The sequence below is a fragment of the Catellatospora sp. NPDC049609 genome (assembly GCF_040675365.1).
GTDB lineage: Bacteria > Actinomycetota > Actinomycetes > Mycobacteriales > Micromonosporaceae > Catellatospora.
The window spans coordinates 1-26,944 of sequence record NZ_JBFAOU010000058.1 but is presented as its reverse complement, the minus strand read 5'-3'; the positions used below and the strand labels follow the sequence as shown (position 1 = coordinate 26,944).

The 26,944-nt window shown below is 70.4% G+C and carries 22 protein-coding genes; 9 read left to right on the top strand and 13 right to left on the bottom strand.

What is annotated here, in order from left to right; genetic code table 11:
• Positions 1 to 144: 144 nt before the first annotated feature.
• Both AB0J67_RS18180 and AB0J67_RS18175 read right to left on the bottom strand, forming a co-directional pair.
• A complete protein-coding gene (locus tag AB0J67_RS18180; protein WP_363483591.1) occupies positions 145 to 900 on the bottom strand; it encodes an isocitrate lyase/phosphoenolpyruvate mutase family protein in 756 nt (251 codons plus the stop codon).
• Complete coding sequence (locus tag AB0J67_RS18175) at positions 897 to 1,574, bottom strand: hypothetical protein (protein ID WP_363483588.1); 678 nt, start codon at positions 1,572 to 1,574, stop codon at positions 897 to 899. The genes AB0J67_RS18180 and AB0J67_RS18175 overlap by 4 nt, the downstream gene beginning before the upstream one ends.
• A gap of 64 nt (positions 1,575 to 1,638) precedes the next feature.
• Here AB0J67_RS18175 and AB0J67_RS18170 point away from each other — a divergent pair, with 64 nt between their 5' ends.
• On the top strand, positions 1,639 to 2,337 hold the full coding sequence (locus AB0J67_RS18170; RefSeq protein ID WP_363483585.1) for a helix-turn-helix domain-containing protein: 699 nt from the start codon (positions 1,639 to 1,641) through the stop codon (positions 2,335 to 2,337).
• A 105-nt stretch (positions 2,338 to 2,442) separates the two neighbouring features.
• Positions 2,443 to 2,577: a hypothetical protein gene (locus tag AB0J67_RS18165; protein ID WP_363483582.1), complete on the top strand. Its 135-nt coding sequence runs from the start codon at positions 2,443 to 2,445 to the stop codon at positions 2,575 to 2,577.
• Between the two features lie 286 nt (positions 2,578 to 2,863).
• Here the strand turns inward: AB0J67_RS18165 and AB0J67_RS18160 are convergent, their stop codons facing one another.
• Together AB0J67_RS18160 and AB0J67_RS18155 are read right to left on the bottom strand one after the other, a co-directional pair.
• Complete coding sequence (locus tag AB0J67_RS18160) at positions 2,864 to 3,514, bottom strand: HemK2/MTQ2 family protein methyltransferase (RefSeq protein ID WP_363483579.1); 651 nt, start codon at positions 3,512 to 3,514, stop codon at positions 2,864 to 2,866.
• Positions 3,515 to 3,628: 114 nt separating this feature from the next.
• Complete coding sequence (locus tag AB0J67_RS18155; RefSeq protein ID WP_363483576.1) at positions 3,629 to 3,910, bottom strand: hypothetical protein; 282 nt, start codon at positions 3,908 to 3,910, stop codon at positions 3,629 to 3,631.
• Between the two features lie 257 nt (positions 3,911 to 4,167).
• Between AB0J67_RS18155 and AB0J67_RS18150 the strand changes: the two genes are divergently transcribed.
• The gene (locus AB0J67_RS18150) at positions 4,168 to 4,728 is read left to right on the top strand and encodes a DUF2243 domain-containing protein (RefSeq protein ID WP_363483573.1); all 561 of its coding nucleotides are present in this window, start codon (positions 4,168 to 4,170) and stop codon (positions 4,726 to 4,728) included.
• A complete protein-coding gene (locus AB0J67_RS18145) occupies positions 4,703 to 5,536 on the top strand; it encodes a cytochrome c oxidase assembly protein (protein ID WP_363483570.1) in 834 nt (277 codons plus the stop codon). Before AB0J67_RS18150 ends, AB0J67_RS18145 begins: the two co-directional genes overlap by 26 nt.
• Positions 5,537 to 5,599: 63 nt before the next feature.
• Here AB0J67_RS18145 and AB0J67_RS18140 read toward each other — a convergent pair whose 3' ends face one another.
• Together AB0J67_RS18140 and AB0J67_RS18135 are read right to left on the bottom strand one after the other, a co-directional pair.
• Positions 5,600 to 5,929: a hypothetical protein gene (locus AB0J67_RS18140; protein ID WP_363483567.1), complete on the bottom strand. Its 330-nt coding sequence runs from the start codon at positions 5,927 to 5,929 to the stop codon at positions 5,600 to 5,602.
• 267 nt (positions 5,930 to 6,196) lie between these two features.
• Complete coding sequence (locus AB0J67_RS18135; protein ID WP_363483564.1) at positions 6,197 to 7,387, bottom strand: FAD-dependent oxidoreductase; 1,191 nt, start codon at positions 7,385 to 7,387, stop codon at positions 6,197 to 6,199.
• 185 nt (positions 7,388 to 7,572) lie between these two features.
• On the opposite strand from AB0J67_RS18135, the gene sigJ reads away from it, so the two are divergent.
• Positions 7,573 to 8,451, top strand: coding sequence for an RNA polymerase sigma factor SigJ (gene sigJ, locus AB0J67_RS18130; RefSeq protein ID WP_363483561.1), 879 nt, complete (start codon positions 7,573 to 7,575; stop codon positions 8,449 to 8,451).
• Positions 8,452 to 8,589: 138 nt separating this feature from the next.
• Here sigJ and AB0J67_RS18125 read toward each other — a convergent pair whose 3' ends face one another.
• Entirely contained in the window at positions 8,590 to 10,107 is a 1,518-nt protein-coding gene (locus AB0J67_RS18125; protein WP_363483558.1) for an arabinofuranosidase catalytic domain-containing protein, read from the bottom strand.
• Positions 10,108 to 10,157: 50 nt separating this feature from the next.
• Complete coding sequence (locus AB0J67_RS18120) at positions 10,158 to 13,028, bottom strand: PQQ-dependent sugar dehydrogenase (protein ID WP_363483555.1); 2,871 nt, start codon at positions 13,026 to 13,028, stop codon at positions 10,158 to 10,160.
• 718 nt (positions 13,029 to 13,746) lie between these two features.
• Between AB0J67_RS18120 and AB0J67_RS18115 the strand changes: the two genes are divergently transcribed.
• The 3 genes from AB0J67_RS18115 to AB0J67_RS18105 all read left to right on the top strand — a co-directional run bounded on the left by AB0J67_RS18115 (position 13,747) and on the right by AB0J67_RS18105 (position 21,319).
• Positions 13,747 to 15,519 carry a family 43 glycosylhydrolase gene (locus AB0J67_RS18115; RefSeq protein ID WP_363483635.1) on the top strand — a complete coding sequence of 591 codons (1,773 nt, stop codon included), beginning with the start codon at positions 13,747 to 13,749 and terminating at the stop codon, positions 15,517 to 15,519.
• Between the two features lie 190 nt (positions 15,520 to 15,709).
• Entirely contained in the window at positions 15,710 to 18,640 is a 2,931-nt protein-coding gene (locus AB0J67_RS18110) for a glycoside hydrolase family 95 protein (protein WP_363483552.1), read from the top strand.
• A 312-nt stretch (positions 18,641 to 18,952) separates the two neighbouring features.
• Positions 18,953 to 21,319 carry an RICIN domain-containing protein gene (locus tag AB0J67_RS18105; RefSeq protein ID WP_363483549.1) on the top strand — a complete coding sequence of 789 codons (2,367 nt, stop codon included), beginning with the start codon at positions 18,953 to 18,955 and terminating at the stop codon, positions 21,317 to 21,319.
• A 128-nt stretch (positions 21,320 to 21,447) separates the two neighbouring features.
• Here AB0J67_RS18105 and AB0J67_RS18100 read toward each other — a convergent pair whose 3' ends face one another.
• From AB0J67_RS18100 to AB0J67_RS18085, 4 genes are read right to left on the bottom strand one after another with little or no spacing between them, the layout of a single operon-like run.
• Positions 21,448 to 22,422, bottom strand: coding sequence for an aldo/keto reductase (locus tag AB0J67_RS18100; protein ID WP_363483546.1), 975 nt, complete (start codon positions 22,420 to 22,422; stop codon positions 21,448 to 21,450).
• 40 nt (positions 22,423 to 22,462) lie between these two features.
• Entirely contained in the window at positions 22,463 to 22,765 is a 303-nt protein-coding gene (locus AB0J67_RS18095; protein ID WP_363483543.1) for an L-rhamnose mutarotase, read from the bottom strand.
• Positions 22,766 to 22,799: 34 nt separating this feature from the next.
• Positions 22,800 to 23,555, bottom strand: a complete 756-nt coding sequence (locus AB0J67_RS18090) for an SDR family oxidoreductase (RefSeq protein WP_363483540.1) — start codon at positions 23,553 to 23,555, stop codon at positions 22,800 to 22,802.
• An 8-nt stretch (positions 23,556 to 23,563) separates the two neighbouring features.
• Positions 23,564 to 24,589 carry an alcohol dehydrogenase catalytic domain-containing protein gene (locus tag AB0J67_RS18085; RefSeq protein ID WP_363483537.1) on the bottom strand — a complete coding sequence of 342 codons (1,026 nt, stop codon included), beginning with the start codon at positions 24,587 to 24,589 and terminating at the stop codon, positions 23,564 to 23,566.
• 277 nt (positions 24,590 to 24,866) lie between these two features.
• Here AB0J67_RS18085 and AB0J67_RS18080 point away from each other — a divergent pair, with 277 nt between their 5' ends.
• Positions 24,867 to 25,757 (top strand): amidohydrolase family protein, encoded by an 891-nt coding sequence (locus AB0J67_RS18080; protein WP_363483534.1) that lies wholly within the window; start codon positions 24,867 to 24,869, stop codon positions 25,755 to 25,757.
• A gap of 58 nt (positions 25,758 to 25,815) precedes the next feature.
• On the opposite strand, the gene AB0J67_RS18075 is transcribed toward AB0J67_RS18080, so the two are convergent.
• Positions 25,816 to 26,667, bottom strand: coding sequence for an amidohydrolase family protein (locus AB0J67_RS18075; protein WP_363483531.1), 852 nt, complete (start codon positions 26,665 to 26,667; stop codon positions 25,816 to 25,818).
• Between the last annotated feature and the right edge of the window lie 277 nt (positions 26,668 to 26,944).

The window sequence follows — 26,944 nt, the reverse complement described above, 5'->3', positions numbered from 1 at the left end:
GATGCCACCACCGACGGCGTGGCAGTCGCAGATGCGGATCAGCGCACGGGTCGTGCGGACCACCGCGTCGTCGGGGCCAGGCCGGGGTCGTCGACATCGGGGCGAAGACCGCCGCACGTCCAGTACATCTGCCGGGTGCGCCGGTCACCTGCCGCCCGTGGGTACGCCCGGCTGGTCCGCGACGTTGACCTGTTCGTATGACGGAAGGGCTGCGGTGATCGGAAGGCCGTCTCTGACGGCTCTGGCTGTCTGCACCGAGGCTGCCAGCGCGGCACGGAACAGCAGCGAGCCGGTACTGATCCGCCGTACGCCGAGGTCGGTCAGCGCGGCGACGGTGTGCCGGTCCGGCAGGAACAGCACGTTGACCGGGATGTCGACCGCGGCTACGACCGCGGCGATGTCAGCCGGATCCGCCAGGCCGGGGACGAACACCCCGTCAGCGCCGGCATCGGCGTAGAGCCGCACCCTGGTCAGCGTCTCCTGCAGATCCCCGGGCCGCTGCCAGTAGGTGTCGGTTCGCGCGTTGACGAACAACCCGGGCACGTGCCGCTTCACCGCCCGGATCAGCGCGGCGTGCGCCGTGGCCGAACCCATGGCGTCCTCCATGTTGACGCCGACAGCCCCGGCCGCGGCCACCGCCGCCGCAGCCTCGACCGAGCCGGTCTCGATGTCGGCGGTGAGGCACACCGGCAACGACGCCACGGCGGCGACCAGGCGCACCGTCTCGGCACAGATGACACCTTGCCCATCGGGCAGGCCGTTCGCGGCGGCGACGCCGAGGCTGGTCGTGCCCAGCGCCGGGAAGCCGGCCCCGGCCAGCTGCCGCGCCGACGCGACGTCCCACACGTTCGGCAGGATCAGCGGGTCACCGGCGCCGTGCAGGGCGGCGAAGTCGCTCATGCCGTACCCCCGTTGACGCGGCTCGCCGCTACCAGGGCCAAGGCGTGCTCACGGCCGGGACAGCGCCTCGGCCCGGCTCCGAACGCCAGGTCACCCGCCAACTGCACCTGCACCACCTCGCCCGTCTGGACACTGATCTCGCCGACCGTCGTCGACTCGAGGGCACGCCGTTTGGTCGCGGCAACAGGCGGGTCGTCACGCAGCACGTCCTCGACAGGGCGCTGGCGTGTCCTGTCCAGCAGAGCCGCGGTCGGCGCGCACGCCTGCACGAGCACCCCGATGCGTGCCGCGGTCTGTTCGTCGTATCCGCCATCGAGGATCGTGACCAGCCGGCCGACCGCCGTGTCGGCGCGCGTGTCGTCGCCGGTGCCGGGCTGATAAGCCTGCGCGACGTCCTGCACGTGCTCGACGATGTGATCGTTGATGCCCATGGCCTGCGCCAGGGCTTGCACCGGGTGCACCGAAGCACTGGTCCGCAGCGCTTCCAGCGGAATCGCGTCGAGGATCGCGATCGACAGAGCGCGTCGGCGCGCGTGCACCGGACCGTCGCAGAAGCGGCCGACGGTGGCGCGTAGCCATGCCACCCCGTCCGGTGCCGGCGGTGCCGGCGGCACCACGAAGCGGGGATCGTTCAGAACGGCGAGTGCGGCTTCACGGCCGCTGACCTGCTGCATGGGTTCACGCTAGAGCCGTGATGGTTCGGTGCCGGCCGAAACAAGCCGGGTCCACAATATGACCATGAACCCCGCCTTCGACCTGGCCTCACTGGCGGCGCTGCTCGCCGACCAGACGCGAGCTGCCATGTGCCTTGCGCTGCTGGACGGTCGGGCCTGGACCGCAGGCGAACTCGCCGCTCAAGCGGGAGTCGCTCCCTCCACCGCGACCGAGCACCTGCACCGCCTGATCAGCGGTGGCCTCCTCGTGCAGCGGCGCCAGGGTCGCCATCGATACGTCCAGCTCGCCGGTTCAGCTGTCGCGCAGCTGATCGAAGACCTGGCTGCCCACACCGCTCCCAGCCGGACCCCGGCCCGAGGGCTGCGGGAAGCGACCGCCAGCGCCGCCCTGCGACGCGGCCGCACCTGCTACGACCACCTCGCCGGACGGCTCGGCGTCGCGCTGACCGACGCAATGACCACGGCGGGGTTGCTGGACCAGACCGGCGGCTTCGCCCTCACCCCGGCGGGGCTGACCTGGCTGACCGACGAGCTTGGGCTGGATCCGGTCGACCTGCGCCAAAGCAGGCGGCCGTTGGCACGCGGATGCCTCGACTGGACGGAACGCCGCCAGCACCTGGCCGGCACTGCCGGAGCCGAGGTCTGTCGTCGGTTGCTCGACAACCAATGGCTGGTGAAGGTCGGATCCAGCAGAGCCGTGAAAATCACTCCCATCGGAAAGAGCGAGCTACGCCGCCTGCTGGAACTGCCTGACATCGACTGATCGCCCGCCGTTGCCGCGTGCGGCACCGGGGCGTTTGTTCGCGCGTGGTGCCCGCCTTCTCCGTTCTCCGACTTCCGTGGCGAGTTTGGGGTAGATGTCGATTCAGTGAGAACGGGCTACACCGAGCTCACCGAGCAGGCGCTGGAACTCATCAGCGCAAAGGGCAGGTCGCAGATCGTCTGCTGCGGCATGGACACCTGCCTGCTCAAGTGGGTGCGCCTGGACTGCCTGTCCGCGTAGGCGATCCCTGATGGCCAGTAGCACACCTTCGGTCGCTGGTTCGACAGTCACCTGATGCCTAGAGATAACCGTGACGGCCGTCACCTAAACCCAGCACACGCGATCGGGTGACAGGTCCCGACCATGGAACTCAGGCCGGTCAACCCCGAGGTGAAGACGCCCGCGCAGAACTCCACCGGCGACGTCTGCATAACCCCGATCCGCAACGGCACCGGCCTGTCACGCACGACCGTCGCGCTCGTCCGCTTCACCTCAGGCGCCCGGCCCCACTCCCCTGGCCGATGTCTCACCGTGAACGCGTTCCACGTACCACGACGATGTCCTCGACATCGGCCACGCCGAGCTGACCGCGGTGACGCATCATGGCGGCTCGCTGCCTCATTACCGGCCCCAGCGGCCCGGTTCGCGACAGCACCACCTCCGCGCGCAGGCCGGTCTGCCGCAAGAGGATCAACGACTCGTCGGTGCCGCAGATGGACGAGTGCACCAGCAAGATCGAGCCCCCAGGTCTGAGATGTGCGGCCGCATCCCGGCACAGCCGGTCGAGCAGCGCACGGCCGTCGCGGCCGGCCTCCAGCGGAATCAACTCCGCCCGGTGCGGCAGCTCATCGGTGGCAGCGGGAATATAAGGTGGATTGGAGACGATAAGGTCAAACATCTCACCGTGCAGCGGTTGCCACAGGTCGCCGCGTCGGACGTCCACCGGCACGTTGTGCAGCCGGGCGTTCAGCACTGCGCAGCAGATCGCGCGCCATGTCAGGTCGACCGCGGTAACAGATCTCGCTCCTGCGCGAGCTGCGACGATGGCGAGCGCGCCGGTGCCGGTGCAGATGTCCGCCACCCGAGCGCCGGCCAACTCCTCCCGCCCCATCGCCTCGGCGAGCATCCAGGTGTCACTCACCGGGGCGTGCACGCCAGGCAAACGGACGAGTTTCATATAACGGGTATTCCCAGACATGACGCTGCTACGCGTCTTCGGACCACCTACTTGAGGCCTCATCAGAGTGGCGGATGCCTGACCGGGCCGATGCTGGACGAGCGGCTTCACCTCTCAGCGCCGTCGAGTGTGAAGATCGCGGTTGGCGATCACGTCGCTGCCCTCGATCATGGGGATGACGAGGTGGTCGGCGACCTCGCGCCAGTGCGGGGGCACGTGCTCGCGCAGCGCCTGGCCGAGGGCCGCTGCTTCGCGTAGGGCGAGGATCGCGGCGATGTCGGTGAAGGCGTCGTTGTGGTGCGGGGTGTCGGTCTCGGCGGAGGTGCCAGGACCGAGGTGATCTTCAACTTTCGCGGTCTGACTGTTTGAGCAGGTCAGGTATGAGGAACAAAACACGCAAAGGATCCGTGCCGGGCGAGTGCTCGATGTAGCGCCTCGCCGGCACGTCCACCAGCGTGACGACGGGGATGTACCACGATGGGTGTAGACGTTCAGCACAGCCAGAACGGCACCGTGTGGCCACCGGCGCGGTTGCGTTTGGGCCGGTTCATGCCGCATTCACGGCCCTGAAGTGGCGGCCCTCCTCGGCGCACGGTGGATACCTGCCGTCCGACTCGGGTGACGGTGCATCGTCTGCCTTGTCAGGAGGGCTTATGACAGCCGAGGAATCACGTGTCCCCGTCAGCGACCGCCGGTTGCTGACCTTGCCCGGGATCATCCTGGGCGTCGGGCTGGGTGGATTCTTGGACGGGATACTGCTGCATCAACTGTTGCAGTGGCACCACATGCTGACCAGCACGGACACCGATCGGATCGGCGTGAGGTACTACCCGGCCTCGACCGTGCACGGGCTGCAGATGAACACCGTGTGGGACGGCTTGTTCCATACGTTCACCTGGCTCGCGGTGCTTGGCGGGCTGGGGCTGTTGTACTCCCGAGTGAGCCACGCCCGGGGCCGGCTGTGGAGGTCACGGGTGCTGTGGGGCTGGATCCTGGTCGGCTGGGGCTTGTTCAACCTGGTCGAAGGCGTGATTGATCACCACCTGCTCGGCATCCACCACGTGCGCGCCGGCCCGGCTCAGCTCGAATGGGATCTGGCCTTCCTGACCCTGGGCGCCGTCCTGGTGGTTGCCGGCTGGCTGTTGCAGCGCTCCGGCACACTCGTCGAGTGGAACGACGTCCCGGCCGATGGACGCGATGTTCGCCCACGATGATCACCAGGCCGGGCAAGACGGTGTCGCACCGGTCTGGGTATGGGCGCTGCTGGCCGCGGCCGCGGCGGCGTATGCGACAGCGGCAGCAGCCGCCCGCCGCGGCCCGCGCGGGTGGAGGCGCCGGCGGATCGGGGCATTCCTTGGTGGTGTGCTGCTGCTGGGCTGGGCGGTGACGCCGGGGACCGGCCCGTATCCGGCGGGCGGGTTCAGCGCCCACATGTTCCAGCATCTGCTGATCGGGATGGTGGCGCCGCTGGCCCTGGTGCTGAGCGCACCGGTCACGCTGCTGCTGCGGGTGCTCCCTCCGGCGGGGCGCAGAAAAGTGGCGGCCGCACTGCACAGCCTGCCCGCCACGGTGCTGGCCAACCCGCTCGCGGCGCTGTTCTTGTCAGTCGGTGGCCTCGTCGCGGTGTACTGCACACCGCTGTACGAGGCCGCGGCTACGCGCCCGTGGCTGCACACCCTCGTGCACGTGCACTTCTTCCTCGCCGGGTATCTGTTCGCGTGGGTGATCGCGGGCCCCGACCCCGCGCCCCGGCGACCGTCGGTGCCGGCCCGGCTGGTGGTGCTCGGTGTGGCCGTCTTCGCACACGCCACGATCTCGCAACTGCTGTACGCGGGGGCGTTCACGACGGCCGATGCGCCGGTGGCAGATCGGAGGGCAGGAGCGGAGCTGATGTACTACGGCGGCGACATCGCCGAGCTACTGATCGCGTTCGCGCTGCTCGCCACGTGGCGTCCTCGCCGCCCGGGCCCACCGACCGCCCCCGCGGTGACCCCGCGACGATCGCGCGTCACCCAGCGTTGAAGTTGTCCTCGACGTCGCGCCGCAGGTGCATCGCGCCCTCCTCGACGAGATCGCGGACCCGGTTCAGGTCCCACCCGCCTGCCGGGACCCACAGGTGAACCTCCACGGTGTGCCGCCGACGCCGCTGTCCTGGACTCGCACGCTGCCGTGGGGACCCTCGCCGGTCGCGGCAGACCATTCCATCCGCAGCTCCTCGGCCGCGGTGGACACCCGGAACGCCGCCACCCGGTGACCGGCCCGGACCCGCACCAGCTCCGGGCCGTCGTACTCGGCCACCGCGCCGCCGGGCAGCCACCGCGTCGTACGGTCCGGGTCCGTCAGGGTGCCGAACACGACCTCTGCCGGAGCGGCCACCGCGTAGACGCCACTGACGTCCGGGTTGTCGTCGATCACGGCCGGTCCTTGGTCGTGCGGGCATGCTCCCGGCCACCAGCGCACGCAATGTGCCCGACGGCGAGCGTGATCCGCTTCGTTCGTGCCATTGCCCCGTCGTACCCAGCGTAGGGTCGATCATTCATGTCTACTGGCAACCCTGCGTGCGACCTCGGCCGCCGGCGATGGTTCGCCCGCTCGGTGCCGACGGATGGCGCGGGAACCCGTGGATCATTCCTTCACATCCCCAGCTGCCAGGGTGAACTGAAGGTCCATGATGCGGGCCTCTCAGGCGGCCGGCGATTGGTTGCGTCGTCCGCCGGTGCGCCCGAGCATCCGCGCCGGGACACCGATCCGCTTGGCCATCCCGAATGTGGATATGGGGCTGCTGGTGACGGTCTCCTTGTAGAGCCGGGCCGCCCGGCCGGTGAGCAGCCATCGCCGGGGAGTGTCGTCGATGCGGGTGAACTGGATCACGGCGTCGTTGCGGCCGATGCTGACCGGCTGATGGATGTAGCCGAACCGGAAGGGCTTGAGTGCCCGGCCGCGTATCCGGCGGGCGATGTTGGCGGCGGCGTGGGCGGCACTGGGCAGGCCGCTCTGGCATGTGCCGTGGATGACGCCGTAGGACTGCCGGATCGCCGCGGCGTCGCCGACGGCGAAGATCTCCGGGTGCGAGACCGAGCGCAGGTCGGCGTCGGTGATGATCCGTCCAGCCTCGTCGACGGCGATGCCGGCCTGCGCGGCAAGCGGCGCCACGCGGACCCCCGTGGTCCACAGCACTGCCCCGCCGGGTACGAACTCGCCTCCGGCAAGCTCCACACCCTCGGGCAGCACCTTGGTGATCTCGACCCCCGCTCGGACGGTCACGCCGAGCCGGCTGAGCGCTTCATGCAGGTAGGTGCGGGCCTTGCCGCCCATCATCGCGCCCGGCTCACCGCGGCTGAGCAGTGTCACCTTGACGTCGGGGTACGTCTCGGCGATCTCCGCCGCGGCTTCGACGCCGGTGAGACCGCCTCCACACACCAGGAAGGTCTCCAGTTCACCGGCCTGGAGGCGTTCGGCCATGCGGTGGGCGCTGCGCGGGCTGTCGAGGGTGTGGGCCCAGGCGTCCGCGCCGGGAACGCGCGACGTGTCGGTGGTGCTGCCGATCGCGTGGATCAGCACGTCGTAGGCGACGGCGAGCTCGTCGTCTGCGGTGGTCACGGTGACCGTGCGGGTCGCGGTGTCGATGCCGTTCGCCCAGCCCTGGATGAAGCTGATGCCGGAGCCGGCCAGCAGGTCCGCGATGCGGTGCTGCGGCAGGTTCTGTCCGGTCGCGATCTGGTGCATCCGCAGTCGCTCGGTGAAGGTGTCCCACGGGTTGATCAGCGTCACCCGCACCCGGCCCTTGGCGCGGTGGGCCGTGCCGAGAGCTGCGAGCATGCCGGTGTATCCGGCACCGATGACGACGACTCGGGTCTGCTGCTGGTTTCTCATGCCCCACGGACGAGACGGCCACGGTGAGGTGTGATCCCCTATGGCGCGGCTCACATTCGGCGGTCGCCGAGCAACGTCGTCTGTATCGGGTCAGCCAGACTCGATCCGGTCACCCGCCACGGCAGACGGTCTCGCATAGGCCGGGTTCGTCATAACGGCGGTGCCCATCTCCGTATGCTGGCCGCATGCGGCACGAGACTGCCTTCGCCGAGCACCGCTCGCTGCTGTTGGCCGTGGCCTACCGGGTGCTGGGTCGTTTCAGCGACGCCGAGGACGTCGTTCAGGACGCGTGGTTGCGGTGGAGCGGTGTCGACGCCGAGCGGGTCGCCGACCCCGAGGGCTACCTGGTGCGGATCACGACGCGGCTGGCGATCGACCGGCTGCGCAGCGCGGTCGCCCGGCGCGAGTCCTACGTCGGGCCGTGGCTGCCCGAACCGATCCTCACCACGCCCGACATCGCCGAGGACGTGGCCAAGTCGGAATCGGTGTCGCTGGCCATGCTCCTGATCCTGGAGTCCTTGACGCCGCTGGAGCGTGCGGTGTTCGTGCTGCACGAGGCGTTCGGCTACTCCTACAGCGAGATCGCGGGCATCGTCGACCGCAGCCCGGAAGCCGTCCGGCAGACGGCCGTGCGCGCTCGCGAACACGTGAACACTCGCCGCCGCCGCTACGACACCGACCAGGCGACCCGGCGCAAGGTCACCGAGTCGTTCATGTCGGCCAGCACCGGCGGCGACCTGGCAGCCCTGATGCAGGTACTGGCACCTGACGTCAGGCTGGTCTGTGACGGCGGCGGCCTGGCGCCCGCCCCACGCAAGGCGATCGACGGCATGGAACTGGTGGCGCGGGCGCTGGTCACCTTCGCCGGGCGGATGCCTGCCGCACCCAGCGTGGTGATCACCGATGTCAACGGCGGCCCTGGGATGGTCATCTATTCGGGGCAGACTCCGGCGGTCGTGGTGGTGCTGCACGTCGTCGACGGGCGGGCGCAGGAGATCCACCTGATCAGCAACCCGGACAAGCTCGTCGCCTTGATGGCACCAAGGAACTCCGATGATCGGTGACCGGTGGAGGTCAACCGCGCGGACCGTCACCCCGCGAGCCTCCGGGCGGGTCGGGGCATCGGGGTCCTGGGCCCGGCAGTGCCGCCGCTGTGTCGCGGCGGCACTGCCGGTGCGGTCAGGGCCGGAGGCCGGTCCGGTTCACCGGTAGCCCGCGGCGACGATGTTCGCCTGGACGGCATTCTCGGTGGCATCGGACGGGTAGCCCGCGACCATCGCACCCTCGTAGAACGTGCCGGCGCTGGCGTTGGCTCCGCCGTCGGGCTTGCAGCAGTCTCCGCCGCTGCCCAGCACGATGGCGCCCTGCTTCTTCATCGGGCTGTATCCGCTGGGAAGCGCGCCGTCCCAGAGGGTGTACAGGCTGCCGGACTGGGCGTTGCTGCCCTTGATCGCGAATCGCGAGACGCCGTTGTTCTTCAGCGTCGCCGTGACGAACTTGCTGGTGAACGCCCGCTGGTTCGGGTTCCAGGTGCTGCTGCCGCCCGGGAACAGGCCCCATTCGAGATCGGCCTGCACCCACGGTCCGGAGCCGGAGCAGCCGCCGAACCAGCAGCTGGTGCCGAAGTAGATCGCGTCCATGGCACCGGCCGCGTCGGCTTTGCGGGTGGTCTCGCTGTTGCCGTAGTCGAAGCAGCAGCCGCTGTTGACGTGCGTGCCGCTGGTGACCATGTACATGCCCTCGGGTGCGCTGCCGGTCGGGACACCGGTCAGGTGGCCGTCGCGCCAGTAGCTGTTGCCGGGGTTGATGTACAGCGAGTACGCCTTGCCGCCGCCGACCGTCAGCGACTCGGTCGTCGCCACGGCCGGGCGGCTCTGCGGTGAGCCGGGGACCACGCTGGAGCCCTGGTACCACAGGTCGTTGCCGCGACCGGACTGGTCGAAAAGCACCGTGATCACGCACGTGGTGTTGACGCAGAACGAGTCCTGCGCCGCCGCGTTGGCGACACCGCCGGTGCTGAGCACGCCGATGTTGCGGGTGGTGTTGTCCGACGAGCGCCTGACCTGGTACAGGTTTCCGCTGTAGGCCTGGTACAGGGCTCGGGTGGTGCTGTGCGCCGCGATGCAGGGCGTGCCGCCCGCGCCGTAGATGTCACAGGGGCCGCCCCCGGGCGGAGGCGCCGAGGTCGGCGTCGGACTCGGCGAGCTCGGCAGCGATTGCGCCCACTGCTGGTTGGCGCCGCCGTGGCACGCCCAGAGCAGCACCTTCGTGCCGTTGGCGGTCGCGGCGGCGTTGGCGTCCAGGCACAGGCCCGACTGGACGCCGGTGATGGTGCCGTTGGCGTTGAGGTTCCACTGCTGGTTGGTCTGACCGTTGCAGTCCCAGATGATGGCCTGCGTACCGTTGGTCGTGCCCCGGCCGGAGGCGTCGAGGCACTTGTTGCCGTAGACCGTCAGCTGGCCCGCCGCGGTGAGCGTCCAGGACTGGCCGGCGCTGCCGTTGCAGTCCCACAGCTGGGTCTGCAGGCCGTTGCTCGTGCCGGAGTTGGGCACCTCCAGGCACCGGCCGGACTGGCCGCCCACGATCCGCGTGGGCGTGCCGACCGTCGCGGCCAGTGCCTGCTCGGCCCGGACGGCGACGGTGAGGCCGGTGACGGCGAGGGCCAGGGCCACGGTGGCGGCCGCCGCCCAGCGGGAGCGGCTCGTCTTGGGGTGGTCCATCGGCTACCTTCCCGGGTTCGGTGGACGGATCGCGGTGGTCGCGGCCCTGGTCACGGCAGGGTCCACTTCTGGTTGGCGCCGCCGTTGCAGGTCCACAGGGCCACGATCGTGCCGTCGGCCGAGTTGTTGCCGGACACGTCCAGGCACTTGCCCGACTGCGGATTGCGCAGCGTCTGATCCGAACTCTGGTAGGTCCAGTTCTGCGCCGCGCCGCCGGTGCACGTCCACAGCTGGATCTTCGTGCCGTTCGCGGTGCCGCCGCCGCTGACGTCCAGGCACTTGCCCAGCGCCCGCAGCGTCGAACCGGACACCGTCCAAGTCTGCGCGGCGGCCCCGTTGCACGTGAGGATCTGGATCTGCGTGCCGTCGGCCGACGATCCGTTGCGCACGTCCAGGCACTTGCCCGCCAACCCCTTGACCGGACCGGTGCCCGGGGTGGTGGTACCGGTGGCCAGGGTGAACGAGTCGACGTCGTACAGGAACCCGGTGCCGGACCCGGCGAAGGTCAGGTACAGGGTGGTGGTGCCGGTCGGCGGGCTGCTGATCGAGCCGGTGACCGTGGCGAAGGTGTCCCACGAGCCGGTGACCGGCACGGTCGCCGAGCCGAGCACGGTCCCGGTGGCCGAGCCGGCCCGGATCTGCAGCGTGCCGCCGCTTCCCGCCGACGAGACGCGGGCGCTGAAGGAGGTCACGTTGTTGATCCGGTACGGCGTGAACGCGATCCAGTCACCGTTGTGGATGTCACCGACGGTCTTGCCGCCCTCGGCCGCGCTCTTGTCGTAGGTGGCGATGCCGGACGAGGTCTTGAAGTGCTCGGCCTGGCGCTTGCGCGGCTGCAGGGTGTGCTGGGTGTGCGTGGTCAGGCCGCCCGCGTCGGTGTACTCGGCGTCGAAGACCCCGAAGATGTTGGCCGCGTCGTCGTGCTCGCCGTCGACGGGGACCGCGATGGTGCCGGTGCAGCCGGTCTGCGAGGTGATCTGGTGGCCGTGGCTGTCGTGGCCCAGCACATAGGTCATCTTGACCCTGGCGCAGTCGATCGCGCCGTCCTCCGGGTCGGTGGCCGTGATGCTGAACGAGACGGACTCGCCGAAGCCGAACAGCTGGCCGTTGGCGGGACTGTTGATGGTGACCGTCGGCGCGGTGTTGCCGACGCCGATCTGCACGCTGGCGGTGCCGGTCGCGCCCTGCGGGTCGCGGACGGTCAGCGTGGCGTTGTACGTGCCGTTGGCGGTGTAGGTCTTGGCCGGGTTCGCGGCCGTGGAGGTGGTGCCGTCGCCGAAGGCCCAGGAATAGGTCAGCGTCCCGCCTTCGGGGTCCGACGATCCCGCCGAGGAGAAGTTCACCGTCAGCGGGGCGGTGCCGGAGGTCCGGTCGGCGGTCGCGACGGCGGTCGGGGCCCGGTTGCCGCTGCCCACGTAGTCGTAGCGGTACAGCGCCGAGTTGGCGTCGCCGTTGTAGTAGCCGGTGCCGTAGTCGAGCACGTACAGCGCGCCGTCGGGTCCGAAGGCCATGTCCATGACCTGCTTGCCGTTCCACGGGAACGTCTCGATGGCGCCGCGGGTGCCGTCGGCGTTGACGTGGATCGGCTTGACCCAGCCCCGGCCGAACTCACCGGCGAAGAACTGCCCGTCGAAGCCCTGGGGGAACTTGGTGCTGGAGGGCGAGGAGGCGTCGTACCGGTAGACCGGGCCGCCCATCGGGGACTCCGAGCCGCCGCCGAACTCCGACGGGCTGCCGGCGTCGCCCGCGTAGCGGATCCAGGCGGTCTTGGCGGCGGGCAGGGTGGGCAGGCCGGTGTTGCGGAAGCTGTTGTTGGTCGGGCCGCCGCCGCAGTTGTACTTCGACCCGGCGGTGTTGCTGGCGAAGTCCCACTCGGCGTAGGTCTCGCTGGAGGTGTTCGTGCCGGTGCAGTAGGGCCAGCCGTAGAAGCCCGGCCCGGTGACCCGGTTGAACTCGACCTGCCCGCTGGGGCCGCGGTTGCCGGTGCTGCCCGCGTCCGGGCCGTAGTCGCCGACGTAGACCACGCCGGTGGCCTTGTCGACACTGATCCGGAACGGGTTACGGAAGCCCATCGCGTAGATCTCGGGGCGGGTCCGGTTGTCCGAGTCGACGAACATGTTGCCGGCCGGGATCGAGTACGACCCGTTCGCGTTGACCTTGATCCGGAGGATCTTGCCGCGCAGGTCGTTGGTGTTGGCCGCGGACCGCTGGGCGTCGAAGGCCGGGTTGCGGTTGGTCCGCTCGTCCAGCGGCGAGTAGCCGGCGGACTCGAACGGGTTGGTGTCGTCGCCGGTGGACAGGTAGAGGTTGCCGGCGGCGTCGAAGTCGATGTCGCCGCCGGTGTGGCAACAGATGCCCCGGTCGGCGGCGACGTCGAGGATGTCGACCTTGCTCGACTGGTTGACGGTGTAGTCCGAGTTCAGCGTGAACCGGGAGAGCCGGTTGACGCCCTGCCACGCCGACCAGTTGCTGCCGGTGGAGGGGGCGTCGCCGCCCGGGGTCGACAGCGGCGGGGCGTAGTACAGGTAGATGTGGCGGTTCGTGGCGAAGTTCGGGTCGACGCCGACACCCTGCAGGCCCTCCTCGTCGTGGGTGTAGACCGGGATGGTGCCGACGACCGAGGTGTTGCCGGCCGCGTCGGTGCGGCGCAGCGTGCCGTTGCGCGCGGTGTGCAGGACCGACCGGTCCGGCAGCACGGCCAGCGTCATCGGCTCGCCCATCTCGGACAGCCCCTTGGCGAGGGTGACCTGCTGGTAGTCGGTGCTGACGATGGTGTGCGCCTGGGCGGGCGCCGGGCCGCCGAGCCCGGCCGGACCCGCCGCGAGAATGGCCGTCGCGCCGGTCGCGGTGAGCAGCAGTGCTGATCCTGCGGAGAACCATCGTCTGGTGCGGTGAGGGGGGAGGCCGTCCCTGATGGACATGAAGACCCTTCCTGACGAGTGATGGCCAGGCGGGCGCGCACCAGCGCGCCACATGCCTTGGGGGTGCTGCCTGCCAGGTGCCGCACCTGACAGGTGGCGGCCTCTGACGGCGGGTGGAGCCATCACAGATCGCCAGTCGATGGGTGCCGCGCCGCCGGTACGCCTCGACGAAAACCTTGCCGATCCCGCCGATCCCCGTCGCATGCCGTGGTGGAAGCCATGTCATATGACGTGTTATCAGGTAGTCGGCTCGGTCGATGTTATCGGTCACATCTCCGTTGTCAACCCACCCGCACGCATCGATCTTTCCTGGTTGATCTCCTCCGAACAGGACCGTTCAGCTGACCTGCGCACACGCGAAACCTTTTCGTCACATCTTGACTCAAGCACTGTTATCGGTCACATTCGACTGACCGCGGGATGGTCGGCACCCTCATCCGCATCGGCTGGCAGGGCACCGATCGCGCACGTCAGGGCGATCGGGTCAGGTGTGCGGCGTGCTCAGACGTCATACAGCGCACTTCCCGTGCTGCAGCAACTCGACCTCCGGCGCGGTCTCCCCTCGCCACGGCCTCGCGCACGCGGGCCGGCTGCCGGCGGGCACACCGGAACCGGGCGCCGCACCAGGTCGACGAATTCCGAAGGAGACCTCGTGACACATCCGCTGACGCGGCAGACCGGTCGGCGCCTGCGACGGCTCGCCGCCGTCGCCGCCGGCCTGCTGCTCACGCTCACCCTCGCCCCGGTCGGCGCCGGCGCGGACAACCCGATCGTCCAGACGATCTACACCGCCGATCCCGCTCCACTGGTCCACAACGGCCGGGTGTACCTGTACACCGGCCACGACGAGGACGGATCGACCTACTTCACGATGAAGGAGTGGCGCGTCTACTCCTCGGCCGACATGGTGAACTGGACCGACCACGGCGTGCCGATGAGCCTGTCCACCTTCAGCTGGGCCAGCGCCGACGCCTGGGCCGGGCACGTGGCCTACCGCAACGGCAAGTTCTACTGGTACGTCCCGGTGAAGAATCGGGCCACCGGCGGCATGGCCATCGGGGTGGGCGTGTCCAGCAGCCCCACCGGCCCGTTCACCGACGCGCTCGGGCGTCCGCTGGTGGAGAACGGCGAGATCGACCCCAACGTCCTCATCGATGACGACGGCCAGGCGTACCTGTACTGGGGCAACCCGCGCCTGTGGTACGTCCGGCTGAACACCGACATGATCTCATACTCGGGCAGCCCGACCCAGATCCCGCTGACCACCGCCGGATACGGCACCCGCACCGGCAACGCCAGCCGCCCGACCCTGTACGAGGAAGGGCCCTGGGTCTACAAGCGCAACGGCCTGTACTACAACGTGTTCGCAGCCGAATGCTGCTCGGAGTTCATCGGCTACTCCACCGCCCCGGGCCCCACCGGGCCCTGGACCTACCGCGGGACCGTCATGCCCCGGCAGGGCAGCAGCTTCACCAACCATGCCGGCGTCATCGACTTCAACGGCGGCTCGTACTTCTTCTACCACAACGGTGCCCTGCCCGGCGGCGGCGGCTACACCCGGTCGGTGGCCGTCGAGAAGTTCACGTACAACAGCAACGGCACCATCCCGACGATCAACATGACGAGCTCCGGCGCGCCGCAGATCGGCACCCTGAACCCGTACGTGCGCCAGGAGGCCGAGACGATCGCCTGGGAGACGGGCGTGGAGACCGAGCCCGCCAGCGAGGGCACCCTCAACGTCGGCTGGATCGACAACGGCGACTACATCAAGGTCAAGGGTGTCGCCTTCGGCTCCGGTGCGACGTCCTTCACCGCACGGGTCGCCTCGGCGGGTGCGGGTGGCAACATCGAGCTGCGGCTGGACAGCCTGACCGGCCCCGTCGTCGGAACGTGCGGGGTGGGCGGCACGGGCGGCTACCAGACCTGGACCACGGTCTCGTGCGGGGTGTCGGGCGCGACCGGCACCCGTGACCTGTACCTGCGGTTCACCGGCAGCGGCGGCGGCCTGTTCAACGTGAACTGGTGGCAGTTCGCCGGCGGCGTCTCCGGCGGGAACCAGCTGGCCAACGCCGACATGGAGGCCGGCACGACGGGCTGGGCCGTGTTCGGCAGCGGCACGCTGGCGTCCAACACCTCGGTGGTGCGGGGCGGCAGCAGGTCGCTGGCCATCACGGGCCGCACCGCCTCCTGGAACGGCATCCGCCAGGACGTCACCGCCAAGCTCGTCAACGGCAAGAGCTACACGACCAGCGTCTGGGTACGCACCCAGAGCGGCACCCCGTCGGCGAAGGTCACCCTCGCCCTGACCGCCAACGGCTCGACGGCGTACCTGCAGCTCACCCCGGCCACGACGGTCAACTCCGGCGGATGGACCCAGCTGACCGGCACCGCGACCGTCTCCTGGACCGGGACCCTGTCCGGCGCGAGCCTCTACGTGGAGACGGCGGCCGGGACCGACGGCTACTACCTCGACGACGCCTCATTCCAGTGACCGGCCGGCTCTGACAGCCGGCCGCACCGGGCCGGTGGCCGGGCCACCAGGCAGGCCACCGGCCGTTCTTCCGCCCCGAAGCACCAGCACATCGACCATTCAGCCGTTCGCTTCAAGGAGTTGCGCGATGTCGGATCTGACCCGCAGACAAGTGATCAAAACCGGTGCCGTGGGCGCCGGAGCCCTCCTCATGCCACTGCCGTGGACCGCCGAGGCACAGGCCGGTTCCGCCGCGCCCGCCGAGGTGCTGGCCGCCGACGACCTGGCCCTCTGGTACAACCAGTCCGCCGGCACCGACTGGCTGCGTGCCCTGCCCATCGGCAACGGCCGCCTCGGCGCGATGGTCTTCGGCAACGTCGACAACGAGCGGCTGCAGCTCAACGAGGACACGGTGTGGGCGGGGGGCCCGCACGATCCGGCCAACACCGCGGGGGCGGGGGCGCTGGCCGAGATCCGGCGGCTGGTCTTCGCCAACCAGTGGAGTCAGGCACAGGACCTGATCAACCAGCGGATGCTCGGACGGCCCGTCGGCCAGCTCGCCTACCAGCCGGTGGGCAACCTCCGGCTGACGTTCCCCTCCGGCAGCGCCTCGCAGTATCACCGCAGGCTCGACCTGACCACCGCGACCACGTCGGTCACCTACGTCATGAACGGCGTGCGGTATCAGCGCGACGTGTTCGCCAGCGCGCCCGACCAGGTGATCGTCATGCGGCTCACGGCCGACCGCACCGGTGCGGTCACCTTCACCGCGGCGTTCGACAGCCCGCAGTCGTCGAGCGTGTCCAGCCCGGACGGCAGCACCATCGCCCTGAACGGCACCTCCGGCTCCATGGAAGGGGTGACGGGGGCCGTCCGGTTCCACGCCCTCGCCGGGGTGAGCGCCAGCGGCGGCACCGTTTCCAGTTCGGGCGGCACGCTGCGCGTCTCCGGCGCGAACAGCGTGACCCTGTTCGTGTCGATCGGGTCGAGCTACGTCAACTACCGCGACGTGAGCGGCGACCACCAGGGCATCGCCCGCCGCCACCTCAGCGCCGCCCGCGGCGTCTCCTACGACACGCTGCTCGCCCGGCATGTCGCCGACTACCAGGCGCTGTTCCAGCGGACGACGCTCGACCTCGGCCGCACCTCGGCGGCCGACCAGCCCACGGACGTCCGGATCAGCCAGCACGCCTCCGTCGCCGACCCGCAGTTCTCCGCGCTGCTGTTCCAGTACGGCCGGTATCTGCTCATCGCCTCCTCCCGGCCCGGCACGCAGCCGGCCAACCTGCAGGGCATCTGGAACGACCAGATGGCCCCGCCGTGGGACTCCAAGTACACGCTCAACGCGAACCTGCCGATGAACTACTGGCCGGCCGACACGACGAACCTGTCCGAGTGCCATGAGCCGGTGTTCGCGATGATCCGTGACCTCGCGGTCACCGGGGCCCGGACCGCCCAGGTGCAGTACGGGGCGAGCGGCTGGGTGACCCACCACAACACCGACGCCTGGCGGGCGACCTCGGTGGTCGACGGCGCCTTCTGGGGCATGTGGCAGACCGGCGGGGCGTGGCTGGCGACCATGATCTGGGACCACTACCGGTTCACCGGCGACGTGGAGTTCCTGCGCACCAACTACCCGGCGATGAAGGGCGCGGCCCAGTTCTTCCTCAGCACGCTGGTCACCGAGCCGAACCTCGGCTACCTGGTGACCAACCCGTCGAACTCCCCCGAGCTGGCCCACCACGCCAACGTCAGCGTCTGCGCGGGGCCGACCATGGACAACCAGATCCTGCGGGACCTGTTCGACGGGTGCGCCGCCGCGAGCGAGGTGCTCGGCGTGGACACCGACTTCCGGACGCAGGTGCGCACGGCCCGGCAGCGGCTGGCGCCGACGAAGGTCGGCTCGCGGGGCAACATCCAGGAGTGGCTGGCCGACTGGGTCGAGACCGAGCAGTACCACCGCCACGTCTCCCACCTGTACGGGCTGCATCCGAGCAACCAGATCACCAAGCGGGCGACCCCCACGCTGTTCGAGGCCGCACGGCGGACCCTGGAGCTGCGCGGCGACGACGGCACCGGGTGGTCGCTCGCCTGGAAGATCAACTTCTGGGCGCGGATGGAGGAGGGCGCCCGCGCCCACAAGCTGATCAGGGACCTGGTGAACACGTCCCGGCTGGCGCCGAACATGTTCGACCTGCATCCGCCGTTCCAGATCGACGGCAACTTCGGGGCGACGTCCGGCATCGCCGAGATGCTGCTGCACAGCCACAACGGCGAGTTGCACCTGCTGCCGGCGCTGCCCTCGGCGTGGCCGAGCGGCCGGGTGACCGGGCTGCGCGGCCGCGGCGGGTACACCGTGAGCCTGACCTGGAGTTCCGGGCAGCTCGCCGAGGCGCTCATCCGGGCTGACCGCTCCGGCGTGGTGCAGGTGCGCGCGCGGCTGTTCACCGGCGGCTTCACCGTGGTCGACGCCGTCGACGGCACTGCGGTGACCCCGGTCAGGGTCGAGTCCGATTGCGTCAGGATCACCGTCCAGGCCGGCCGCACCTACCGGGCGCAGCCGACGGGGCAGACGACGCCGACCCTCGAACAGCTCTTCTCCAATGTCGCCACGACCAACGACACCAACACGGGCGCGGGTAACTTCGACGGCAACGGTGCGACCCTGTCCGCGCAGGCCCTCGCCCAGGCCGGCGTCACACCAGGCGCGCTCCTGAGCCGCGAGGGAGTCAACTTCCGCTGGCCGAACGTGCAGCCGGGCGGGGCGGACAACGCGATCGCCTCGGGCCAGTCCGTCGCCATCAGCGGCACCGGCAGCAAGCTCGGGTTCCTGGCCGCCGGCACCTACGGCGCCGTCAGCGGAACCGCCACCGTGGTCTACGCCGACGGCACCCGCCAGTCGTTCACCCTGGCCGTGCCCGACTGGTACGGCGGGCCCAAGAGCGGCGCGACGGCGGCGATCGTGATGGCCTACCAGAACCGGCCGGGCAACCGCCGGGAGAACACGGCCGCCACGATCTACTACGCCGGCGCGTCCCTGGCGGCGAAACCCGTCGTGCGCGTCGAGCTGCCCAACATCAGCGCACGGCCGGCAGCCGGAGTGCCGACGATGCACATCTTCGCCATGGCGATCGGCTCGTAGCAGACGCCCGGCCGCGCATCGGCCACACCGGCGCGCTGCGGGCACCGCGAGGTGCCCGCAGCGCGCGTGCTCGTCCACCCCGGCGATCGCCGCCGCGGGGCCCGGCCGACCGGGCCGCGGCATGTCCCGTGTCCCGCGGCCGCGTCCCATCGACCTCGATATTGCTATGACGTCATACATGTGATGTGATGCCCGAGCATTGATTACGCCAGCGTTTCCCGCTGATGACAGCTCCTACTGCGCCCCCGTCAACTGCTCCACTCGTGGAAGGACGCCATCGTGGCTTCTGCACCCGGCCGCGCCCACCGACGAATGAAACGCCGATCCCGGCTGCTGCCCCTCTACACCGCCGCACTGCTCGCCGCCGCGTCGGCGCTGTCGGCCACTCCCGCCACCGCCGCGGTCATGACCACCCTGTACGTGTCCCCCACCGGTTCCGGCACGGCCTGCTCCAGCCCGCAACCGTGCTCGCTGGCCCAGGCCCAGTCGACGGTGCGCGGTCTCGCCCCGACGATGAGCGGCGACATCGTGGTGCAGCTCGCCGGTGGCACCTACGCCCTGTCCGCGCCGCTGACGTTCACCTCCGCCGACTCGGGCGCCAACGGCTACACCGTGTTCTGGCAGGCCGCTAGCGGCGCCCGGCCCATCATCTACGGTGGCCAGCGGGTCACCGGATGGACGCAGGTCGATGCCGCGCAGAACATCTGGCGCGCCGCCGCGAGCGCAGGATTCGACACCCGCCAGCTCTACGTCAACGGCCGCCTCGCGACCCGCGCCCGCACGCAGGTCAACCGCGGCGACTTCACGATGACGACCAGCGGCATGACCTTCACCAACGGCGCGCTGGCGTACCTGAACAACGTCGCCGCCGAGGACCGCGTCGAGCTGGAGTCGGTGAACTCGTTCACCGACCGGTACGTGCCGGTGCAGTCCATCAGCAACAACGTGATCACCATGGAGCAGCCGGCCTGGAACAACAACACCTTCGGCTACGACACGCTGAGCAGGCCGTTCCACTCCGGACCGATGTACCTGGTCAACGCGCGCGAGTTCCTCGACGCCGCCGGTGAGTGGTACCTGGACACCGCCGCCGGACAGCTCTACTACAAGCCGCTCAGCGGCGAGAACATGGCCACAGTCGAGGTGCAGCTGCCGCGGCTGGAGTCGCTGCTGCGGGTGGGCGGCACCTACGCCGCACCGGCCCATCATCTCTCGTTCTCCGGCCTGCAGTTCTCGCACACCAGCTGGCTGCAGCCCAACACCGGCCAGGGTTATGCCGACCAGCAGACCGGCGCGTACATCCACGGCACCTGGGCTCGGCCGTCCGACTGGCTGAGCTCGTGCCAGTCGGGCTGCCAGCAGTTCGAGGCGACCCGGCCCCACTGGCGGCAGATGCCCGCGGCGGTGCAGGTCTCGGCGGCCAACGCCATCAGGTTCACCGGCAACCGGTTCACCAACCTCGGCCAGGTCGGGCTGGGCATCGGCAACGACGCCAACGCCCACGCCACCGGCGTCGGCCTCGGCGCGAGCGACATCGACGTGATCGGCAACACCTTCGAGCAGCTGGCGGCCGGGGCCGTCATCGCCGGTGGCGTACAGGCCGACGCGCACCACCCCGCCGACACCCGGATGACCAACCGGGACATCGTCTACCACAACAACTCCGTCCACGACGTGGCCATCGACTACCGCAGCCACGTCGGGCTGCTCATGACGTACACCGCGGACTCGGCCATGACCAACAACGAGGTCTACAACCTGCCCTACACGGGCATCTCGATCGGCTACGGCTGGGGCGCCAACGATCCCGGCGGTGCGCAGGACTACGTCGACCGCGGCCTCTACAACTACCAGCCCCGGTACACCACCGCGACGATCGCGAAGAACTACCGGGTGCAGGCCAATTACGTCCACGACGTCATGCGCCAGATGACCGACGGGGCGGCGTTCTACGCCCTGTCCGCGCTGCCGGGCTCGACGATCAGCCGGAACTACTTCCGCAACACCAACGGCTGGCTCGGCCTGTACTTCGACGAAGGCGCCCGGTACCTGACCGCCTCGAACAACGTGTTCGACAACATCGGGCAGTGGGCCTACGGGCAGCACTGGGCCAACAACAACACGGGCAACCTGACCCTGACCGACAACTGGACCACCAGCACCAATACCAACATCACCAGCGGCTCGCGGGGCAACGTCAACACCGGCACGGTGGTCGTCACCGGCGGGAACTGGCCTACGGCGGCTCGCACCGTGATGGCCTCCGCCGGCGTCCAGTCCTCCACCCAGCAGGGGGTCACCATCGTCGGCGGACAGTCGGGCCGCTGTGTCGACGTGCCGAACTCCAGCTCCGTCAACGGCACCCAGGTTCAGTTGTGGGACTGCGGCGGCGCGACCAACCAGCGGTGGACGTACACCGCGAGCAAGCAGCTGATGGTCTACGGCAACAAGTGCCTTGACGCCACCGGCCAGGGCACCGCCAACGGCACCCGCCTGGTCATCTGGGACTGCAACGGGCAGGCCAACCAGCAGTGGAACGTCAACACCAACGGCACGATCACCGGCGTGCAGTCGAACCTGTGCGTCGACGCGAGCGGCAACGGCACCGCCAACGGGACCCTGCTGCACCTGTGGGCATGCCACGGCGGCACGAACCAGCAGTGGGCCCTGCGCAGCTGATCAGCAGAAGGGCGTCGCCGTCGCGACAGCAGCCGGCAGTGCGAAGCCGGCTGCTGTCGCGGCCGCCCGACGCGCGGTGGGGTGGGGACGAGTTCGTCCCCACCCCACCGCTTTCCGAAGACCTCGCGCTACCGCGTCGCCTGCCAGAGACCGTCGGGCACGGGTGTCCGAAAGCCCGTCACGGCCGCCGCGACGTGCTCGGCCGACCTCATGCCGGTGACGACGGACGCCACCGCGGGGTGGCGCAGGGGGAACCGCAGCGCGGCGACGGGCAGTGCGACCTCGTGCTCCCGGCAGGCCTCGGCGAGCCGGCGAGCCTGCCGGAGCACCCCGTCCGGTGCGGGTGCGTAGTTGAAGTTGCTGCCGTCGGCCGGCCACGGCCTGGCCAGGATGCCCGAATTGAAGGGTGCGGCCGCGACGACGGCCACACCCGTGCGGGCGCACTCGTCGAGCAGGTGCTCACCCGACCGGTCGAGCAGGGTGTACCGGCCGGCCAGCATGACGACGTCGAGGTCGGTCTCCAGCACCATGCGCAGCGGCGCCTGCCACTGGTTCATGCCGACGCCGACCGCACCGATCACGCCCTGGTCACGTAGCGCGATCAAGGCGGGAATCGCCTGGCCGATCGCCTCGTCGACGGCGTCGTCGGGGTCGTGGACGTAGACGATGTCGATACGGTCGACGCCCAGCCTGGTCAGGCTCTCCTCGATGCTGCGGGCGACGCCGTCGGCGGTGAAGTCCCATACGCGCACCAGGTCGTCGGGGACGTCGAAGCCACCGGCCGCGAGGTCGGAGCCGGTCGGCGCGGGGTGCGGGCGCAGCAGCCGGCCGACCTTGGTGGACAGCACGTAGGCGTCGCGCGGGTGGGCGCGCAGCGCCGCGCCCAGCCGCCGTTCGGACAGTCCGAGCCCGTAGTGGGGCGCGGTGTCGAAATGGCGTATGCCCGCCTCCCACGCGGCGTCGACGGCCTGGGCGGCGGCGAGGTCGGATCCGGCGTAGCCCAGGTTGCCGATTCCGGACGCGCCGAAGCCGAGCGTGGTCACGTGCAGGCCGGTGCGGCCGAGCGGCCGCGTGGGCATCGCCGCCGGGGCGGGTGGGTTCACGGCTACTCCCCTGGTTCCGGGTGCGGTGAGGTCGGGGTCGTCAGGGCAGCTGCCACACCAGGGGCAGCGGTCCGCGCTGGGACACGGCCATGTCCAGCATCGGGTGGATCACCTGGTGCCAGCGTTCGGTCAGCTCCAGCTGCGCCATCGCCGACTCCATACCAGCCCAGTCGTCGCACACCACGGTGTGGAACAGGTCGAGCCCGTCGCGCCAGATGTGCCACGAGTGGACCCCGCTGGCGTGCAGGGCCTGTTCGTGCTCGGGTGAGAGCTTGGCATGGATGCGTTCGTACTCGGCTTCCAGGCCGGGCTTGAGCCGCGTGTGCAGCGCGATCACCTGCATGGGTGCTCCGATCGTTGTCGTCACTTCGGGTCGGTCACCGGCCGAGCCAGCCGCCGTCGACGGGCACCAGCGCGCCGTGCACGTAGTCGGAGGCGGCCGAGGCGAGGAAGACGGCCACCCCGGCGAGGTCTGCCGGGGTGCCCCACCGCCCGGCGGGGATGCGGTCGACGATGGCGGCGTTGCGCGCGGGATCGTTGCGCAGCGCCTGGTTGTTGTCGGTGGCGATGTAGCCGGGCACGATGGCGTTCACGTTGACACCGTGGGCGGCCCACTCGTTGGCCAGCGCCCTGGTCAGTCCGGCCACGCCCGACTTGGCTGCGGTGTATCCGGGCACGGTGATCCCGCCCTGGAAGCTGAGCAGCGACGCCGTGAAGATGATCTTTCCGGTACGCCGTTGCAGCATCGCCCGCCCGACCTCCCGGGCCAGGACGAACTGTGCGGTGAGGTCGACCGCGAGCACGTGGTCCCAGTCGTCGTCGCTGTGCTCGGCGGCCGGCGCGCGGGCGATCGTCCCGGCGTTGTTGACCAGGATGTCGACCGGCCGCTCCCGGCCCGCCAGATCGTCGGCCAGGGCGGCGACCGCCGCACGCCGGGCGAAGTCGACCGCACGCACCTCGCAGGTCCGGCCGTGGGCCGTCACCCGGCGGACGACCTCGCTGCCCTCCTCCTCGAGCCGGGCGCTGACGGCGATGATGTCGGCTCCGGCGCCCGCGAGCGCCTCCGCGACGGCCAGGCCGATGCCGCGGCGCGCCCCGGTGACGACGGCGAGCCGGCCGGTGAGGTCGAACATGGCGGGGTTCACCGCCCGGCCGCGCAGTCGAGCAGCACCTTCATCACGCCGGCCCCGGACTCCAGGGCGGCGAACGCCGCACCGGCGCGCTCCAGCGGCTCCACATGGGTGATCAACTGATCAGCCGGGATCTGGCCGCCGGCCACCAGCTCGACGGCGTCGGCCATGTCCTGCCGGCTGTACAGCCGGGCGCCCAGCATCGTCAGTTCGCGCCAGAAGAAGCGGTGCAGGTCGACCTCTCGCGCGGTGGCGTGGATCGCGACCATCACCAGCCGCCCCCGGGGCGCCAGGGCCTGCACCGCCGTGGCGACGCCAGCCGCCGCGCCGGAGACCTCAAAGGAGACCGCGGCGCCCTCGCCGCCGGTCCAGTCCTCGATCAGCGCATTCGTGTCGGCGGCGGTGGGGTCCGCGGTGGCGAAGCCGAGCCGGTCGGCGACGGCTCGCCGCTGCGGGCTGGGCTCCAGGACCAGCACCTGGGCTCCGGTGCGCCGGGCGACCACGGCGATGAGCAGACCGACGGGCCCGCCGCCGACCACGCCCGCGTGCTCGCCGCTGGTCAGGCCGCTGCGGCGCACGTCGTGCACCGCCACGGCGGTCGGTTCGGCGAGCGCGCCGTGGGCCAGGTGGAGGGTCTCGGGCAGGCGCACTAGTGCGCTCGCGGGCACGTTCCAGCGTTGCTGCATGGACCCGGCGCTGTCGATGCCGATGAAGGTGAGCCGCGGGCAGACGTGCCCGTGCCCGGCGGCACACGTCCGGCAGGCTCCGCACGGCAGGACGGGCAGGACGGTGACGGGATCGCCGGGTTTCCAGCCGTCGACGCCGTCACCGAGCCTGGCCACCGTGCCTGACATCTCGTGACCGATCACCGCCGGGACGGCGACTCGCCGGTCCATGGCGCCGTGCAGGATGTGCAGGTCCGTGCCGCAGATTCCGGTGAACGCCACGTCGATCTGCACCTGCCCCGGGCCGGGTGCGGTCTCGGGCACGTCGATAACGCTCAGGCGGCGGTCGCCTTCGTATACGGCGCGGTACATGGCCTCCCCTTCTTGAGCCGGTGTCCGGCCGAACGTCGTGGCAGCGACCGAGCGATGTGGCCCGTTCGAGCGCGGCGGACACGCGTCACCGCCTGCCGCGGCATCGCTTGGTGCGCCTGGCCTACGGCCGAAGGCTCGACATCGCCTGTCCGGATCGGATCCAGCTCAGATATGACATCATATGTTTCGCCGGATGACAACGCCCGACCGTCCCCGGCCCGCACGGTGCCTCCTGTACGCGAGCCGACCGACTCCCGCCGACCCCCTGGAGCCGCACATGACCAACCCTCCCCACGAGACGATCATCGACGCGCACCTGCACGTGTGGGACCCGTCGCGTGGCGTCTACCCCTGGCTCGGGCCCCATCTGGCGCCCATCAACCGGGCCATGACGCTGCCCGAGGTCACGCCCGCACTCGCCGACCGCGGAGTCGGGGCCGCCGTGCTGGTGCAGTCCGCCGACGACGACTTCGACACCGACCTGATGCTGGAAACCGCGAAGTCCGACCGCCGGATCGTCGGCGTCGTCGGCTACGTTCCCCTGCATCAGCCGTCGGTCGCCGCGGACAGGCTGGCGCGGCTGCGCGACGATCCGCTGTTCGTCGGGGTGCGCAACCTGATCCACGAACGCGAGGACCCGTCCTGGATCCTGCACCCCGACGCCGACGCCGGACTCGACCTGCTGGAACAGGCCGGGGTGCCGTTCGACTTCGTCGCCGGCGGCCCCGAGGCACTGGCCACCGCCGCCGAGGTCGCCCGTCGCCATCCCGGACTGCACCTGATCCTGGACCATCTCGGCGCGCCTCCGCTGCGGGCCGAGCGCGACCAGGCTGAGCGGTGGTCGCACCACCTGGAGTTCCTTGCCGGCTGCCCCCGGGTCTACGCCAAACTCTCCGGGCTGTACCCGGGACACGACCCGGACGGCGACGCGCTGCGCCGGCTCGGCGCCTACCTGCGTACGGCGCTGCGGCTGTTCGGCTCCGACCGGTTGATGTACGGCGGCGACTGGCCGATCTGCCTGCTCCACGAGCGCTACGGCCGCACCCTGGACCTCGTCCGGCAGGCGCTGGCCGAGCTCGACGCCGCGGGATGGCGTGACGTGCTCGCCGGCACCGCCATGCGGGTCTACGGCATCGACCGCGACCGTGTCGCGGTGGCCGGCTCCTGACCGCCGGGGTCCGGTGCCGCCGTCGCGGCACCGGGCCCGCACCGGCGCATACCGGCGTTCAGGCGGGTCGGGTCGGGTCGCTGACGTCCAGCTGGTAGGTGCCGACGGCGGTCGCACCGAAGACGTCGGGGTGCAGCCCGCCCAGCAGCGACGCGATCGCGCGCAGCGACTCGGCATGGGTCGCCGCGAGCCGGCACATCGGCCAGTCGGAGCCGAACAGGAGCCGCCGCGCGCCGAACACCTGCACCGCGTGGTCCACGTACGGCCGGAGGTCGTCCACCGACCACCGGTCCCAGTGCGCGAGCGTCACCAAGCCGTTGAGCTTGGCCCGCACGTTGTCGCACGCGGCGACCGGCGCGATCTCGCGCTGCCATTCGGTCAGGCCTTCGACGCCGCCGGTCACCCAGGGCGACCCGGCCTGCTGCAACACGATCCGGGCGTGCGGCATCGCCTGTGCCAGGCGCGCCACGGAGGGCAGCTGCTCGGCCCGCACCGCGAGCTCGATCGCCAAGCCGAGCTCGGCCACCATGGCCAGACCCGCGCGCACCGCCGGACGGTCCAGAAAGTCCTCGGACAGCTCGTACACCCGCTCGTGCAGCGCGACGAGTCGTTGCCCGCCTGGTTGGGCCCGGTGCTTGCCGACGATCTCGCCGAGGTCGGGGTCGGTCAGCGGGGCCCAGCCCACCACGCCCACCACCCACGGGGTCCAGGCCGCGACCTCCAGGCACCGGGTGGTGTCAGCCGAGGTGGTGCCTTCGGCCTCGACCAGCACGCAGGCGTCGACCTCCGACTCGCTCAGCTCCGCCTTCAGCTCGCCGACGCCGTGGTCGCGCCGGACGGGGGTGTACTCGGCGGCCGCGAGCCGGGGGTTGTCCGCCGACCACAGCTGCACGTGCGCGTCGATGATCACCGGCGCCGCCCGCGGTCACTCGTGACCGTCCACGCCGGCCGGTGGTGCCCTGCTCCGACGGCGGTGCGCGACGGGCGGACGGTGCATGCGGTGCGCTCGGCTGCGGACCCGGCGGGCGTGGCCGGGCCGGCAGTTGGCCCGCCCGTGGCGGGGCCGGCCGAATCCTGCTCTTGCACTGGGGTACTCCATCGTCGTGAAGGGCGGCACCGGCCGGCCTTCAGTCCGGTCTGGTGGGACGCCGGGCCCCACCCGGCGGGGTGCGGGGCGGCGGCCTGAG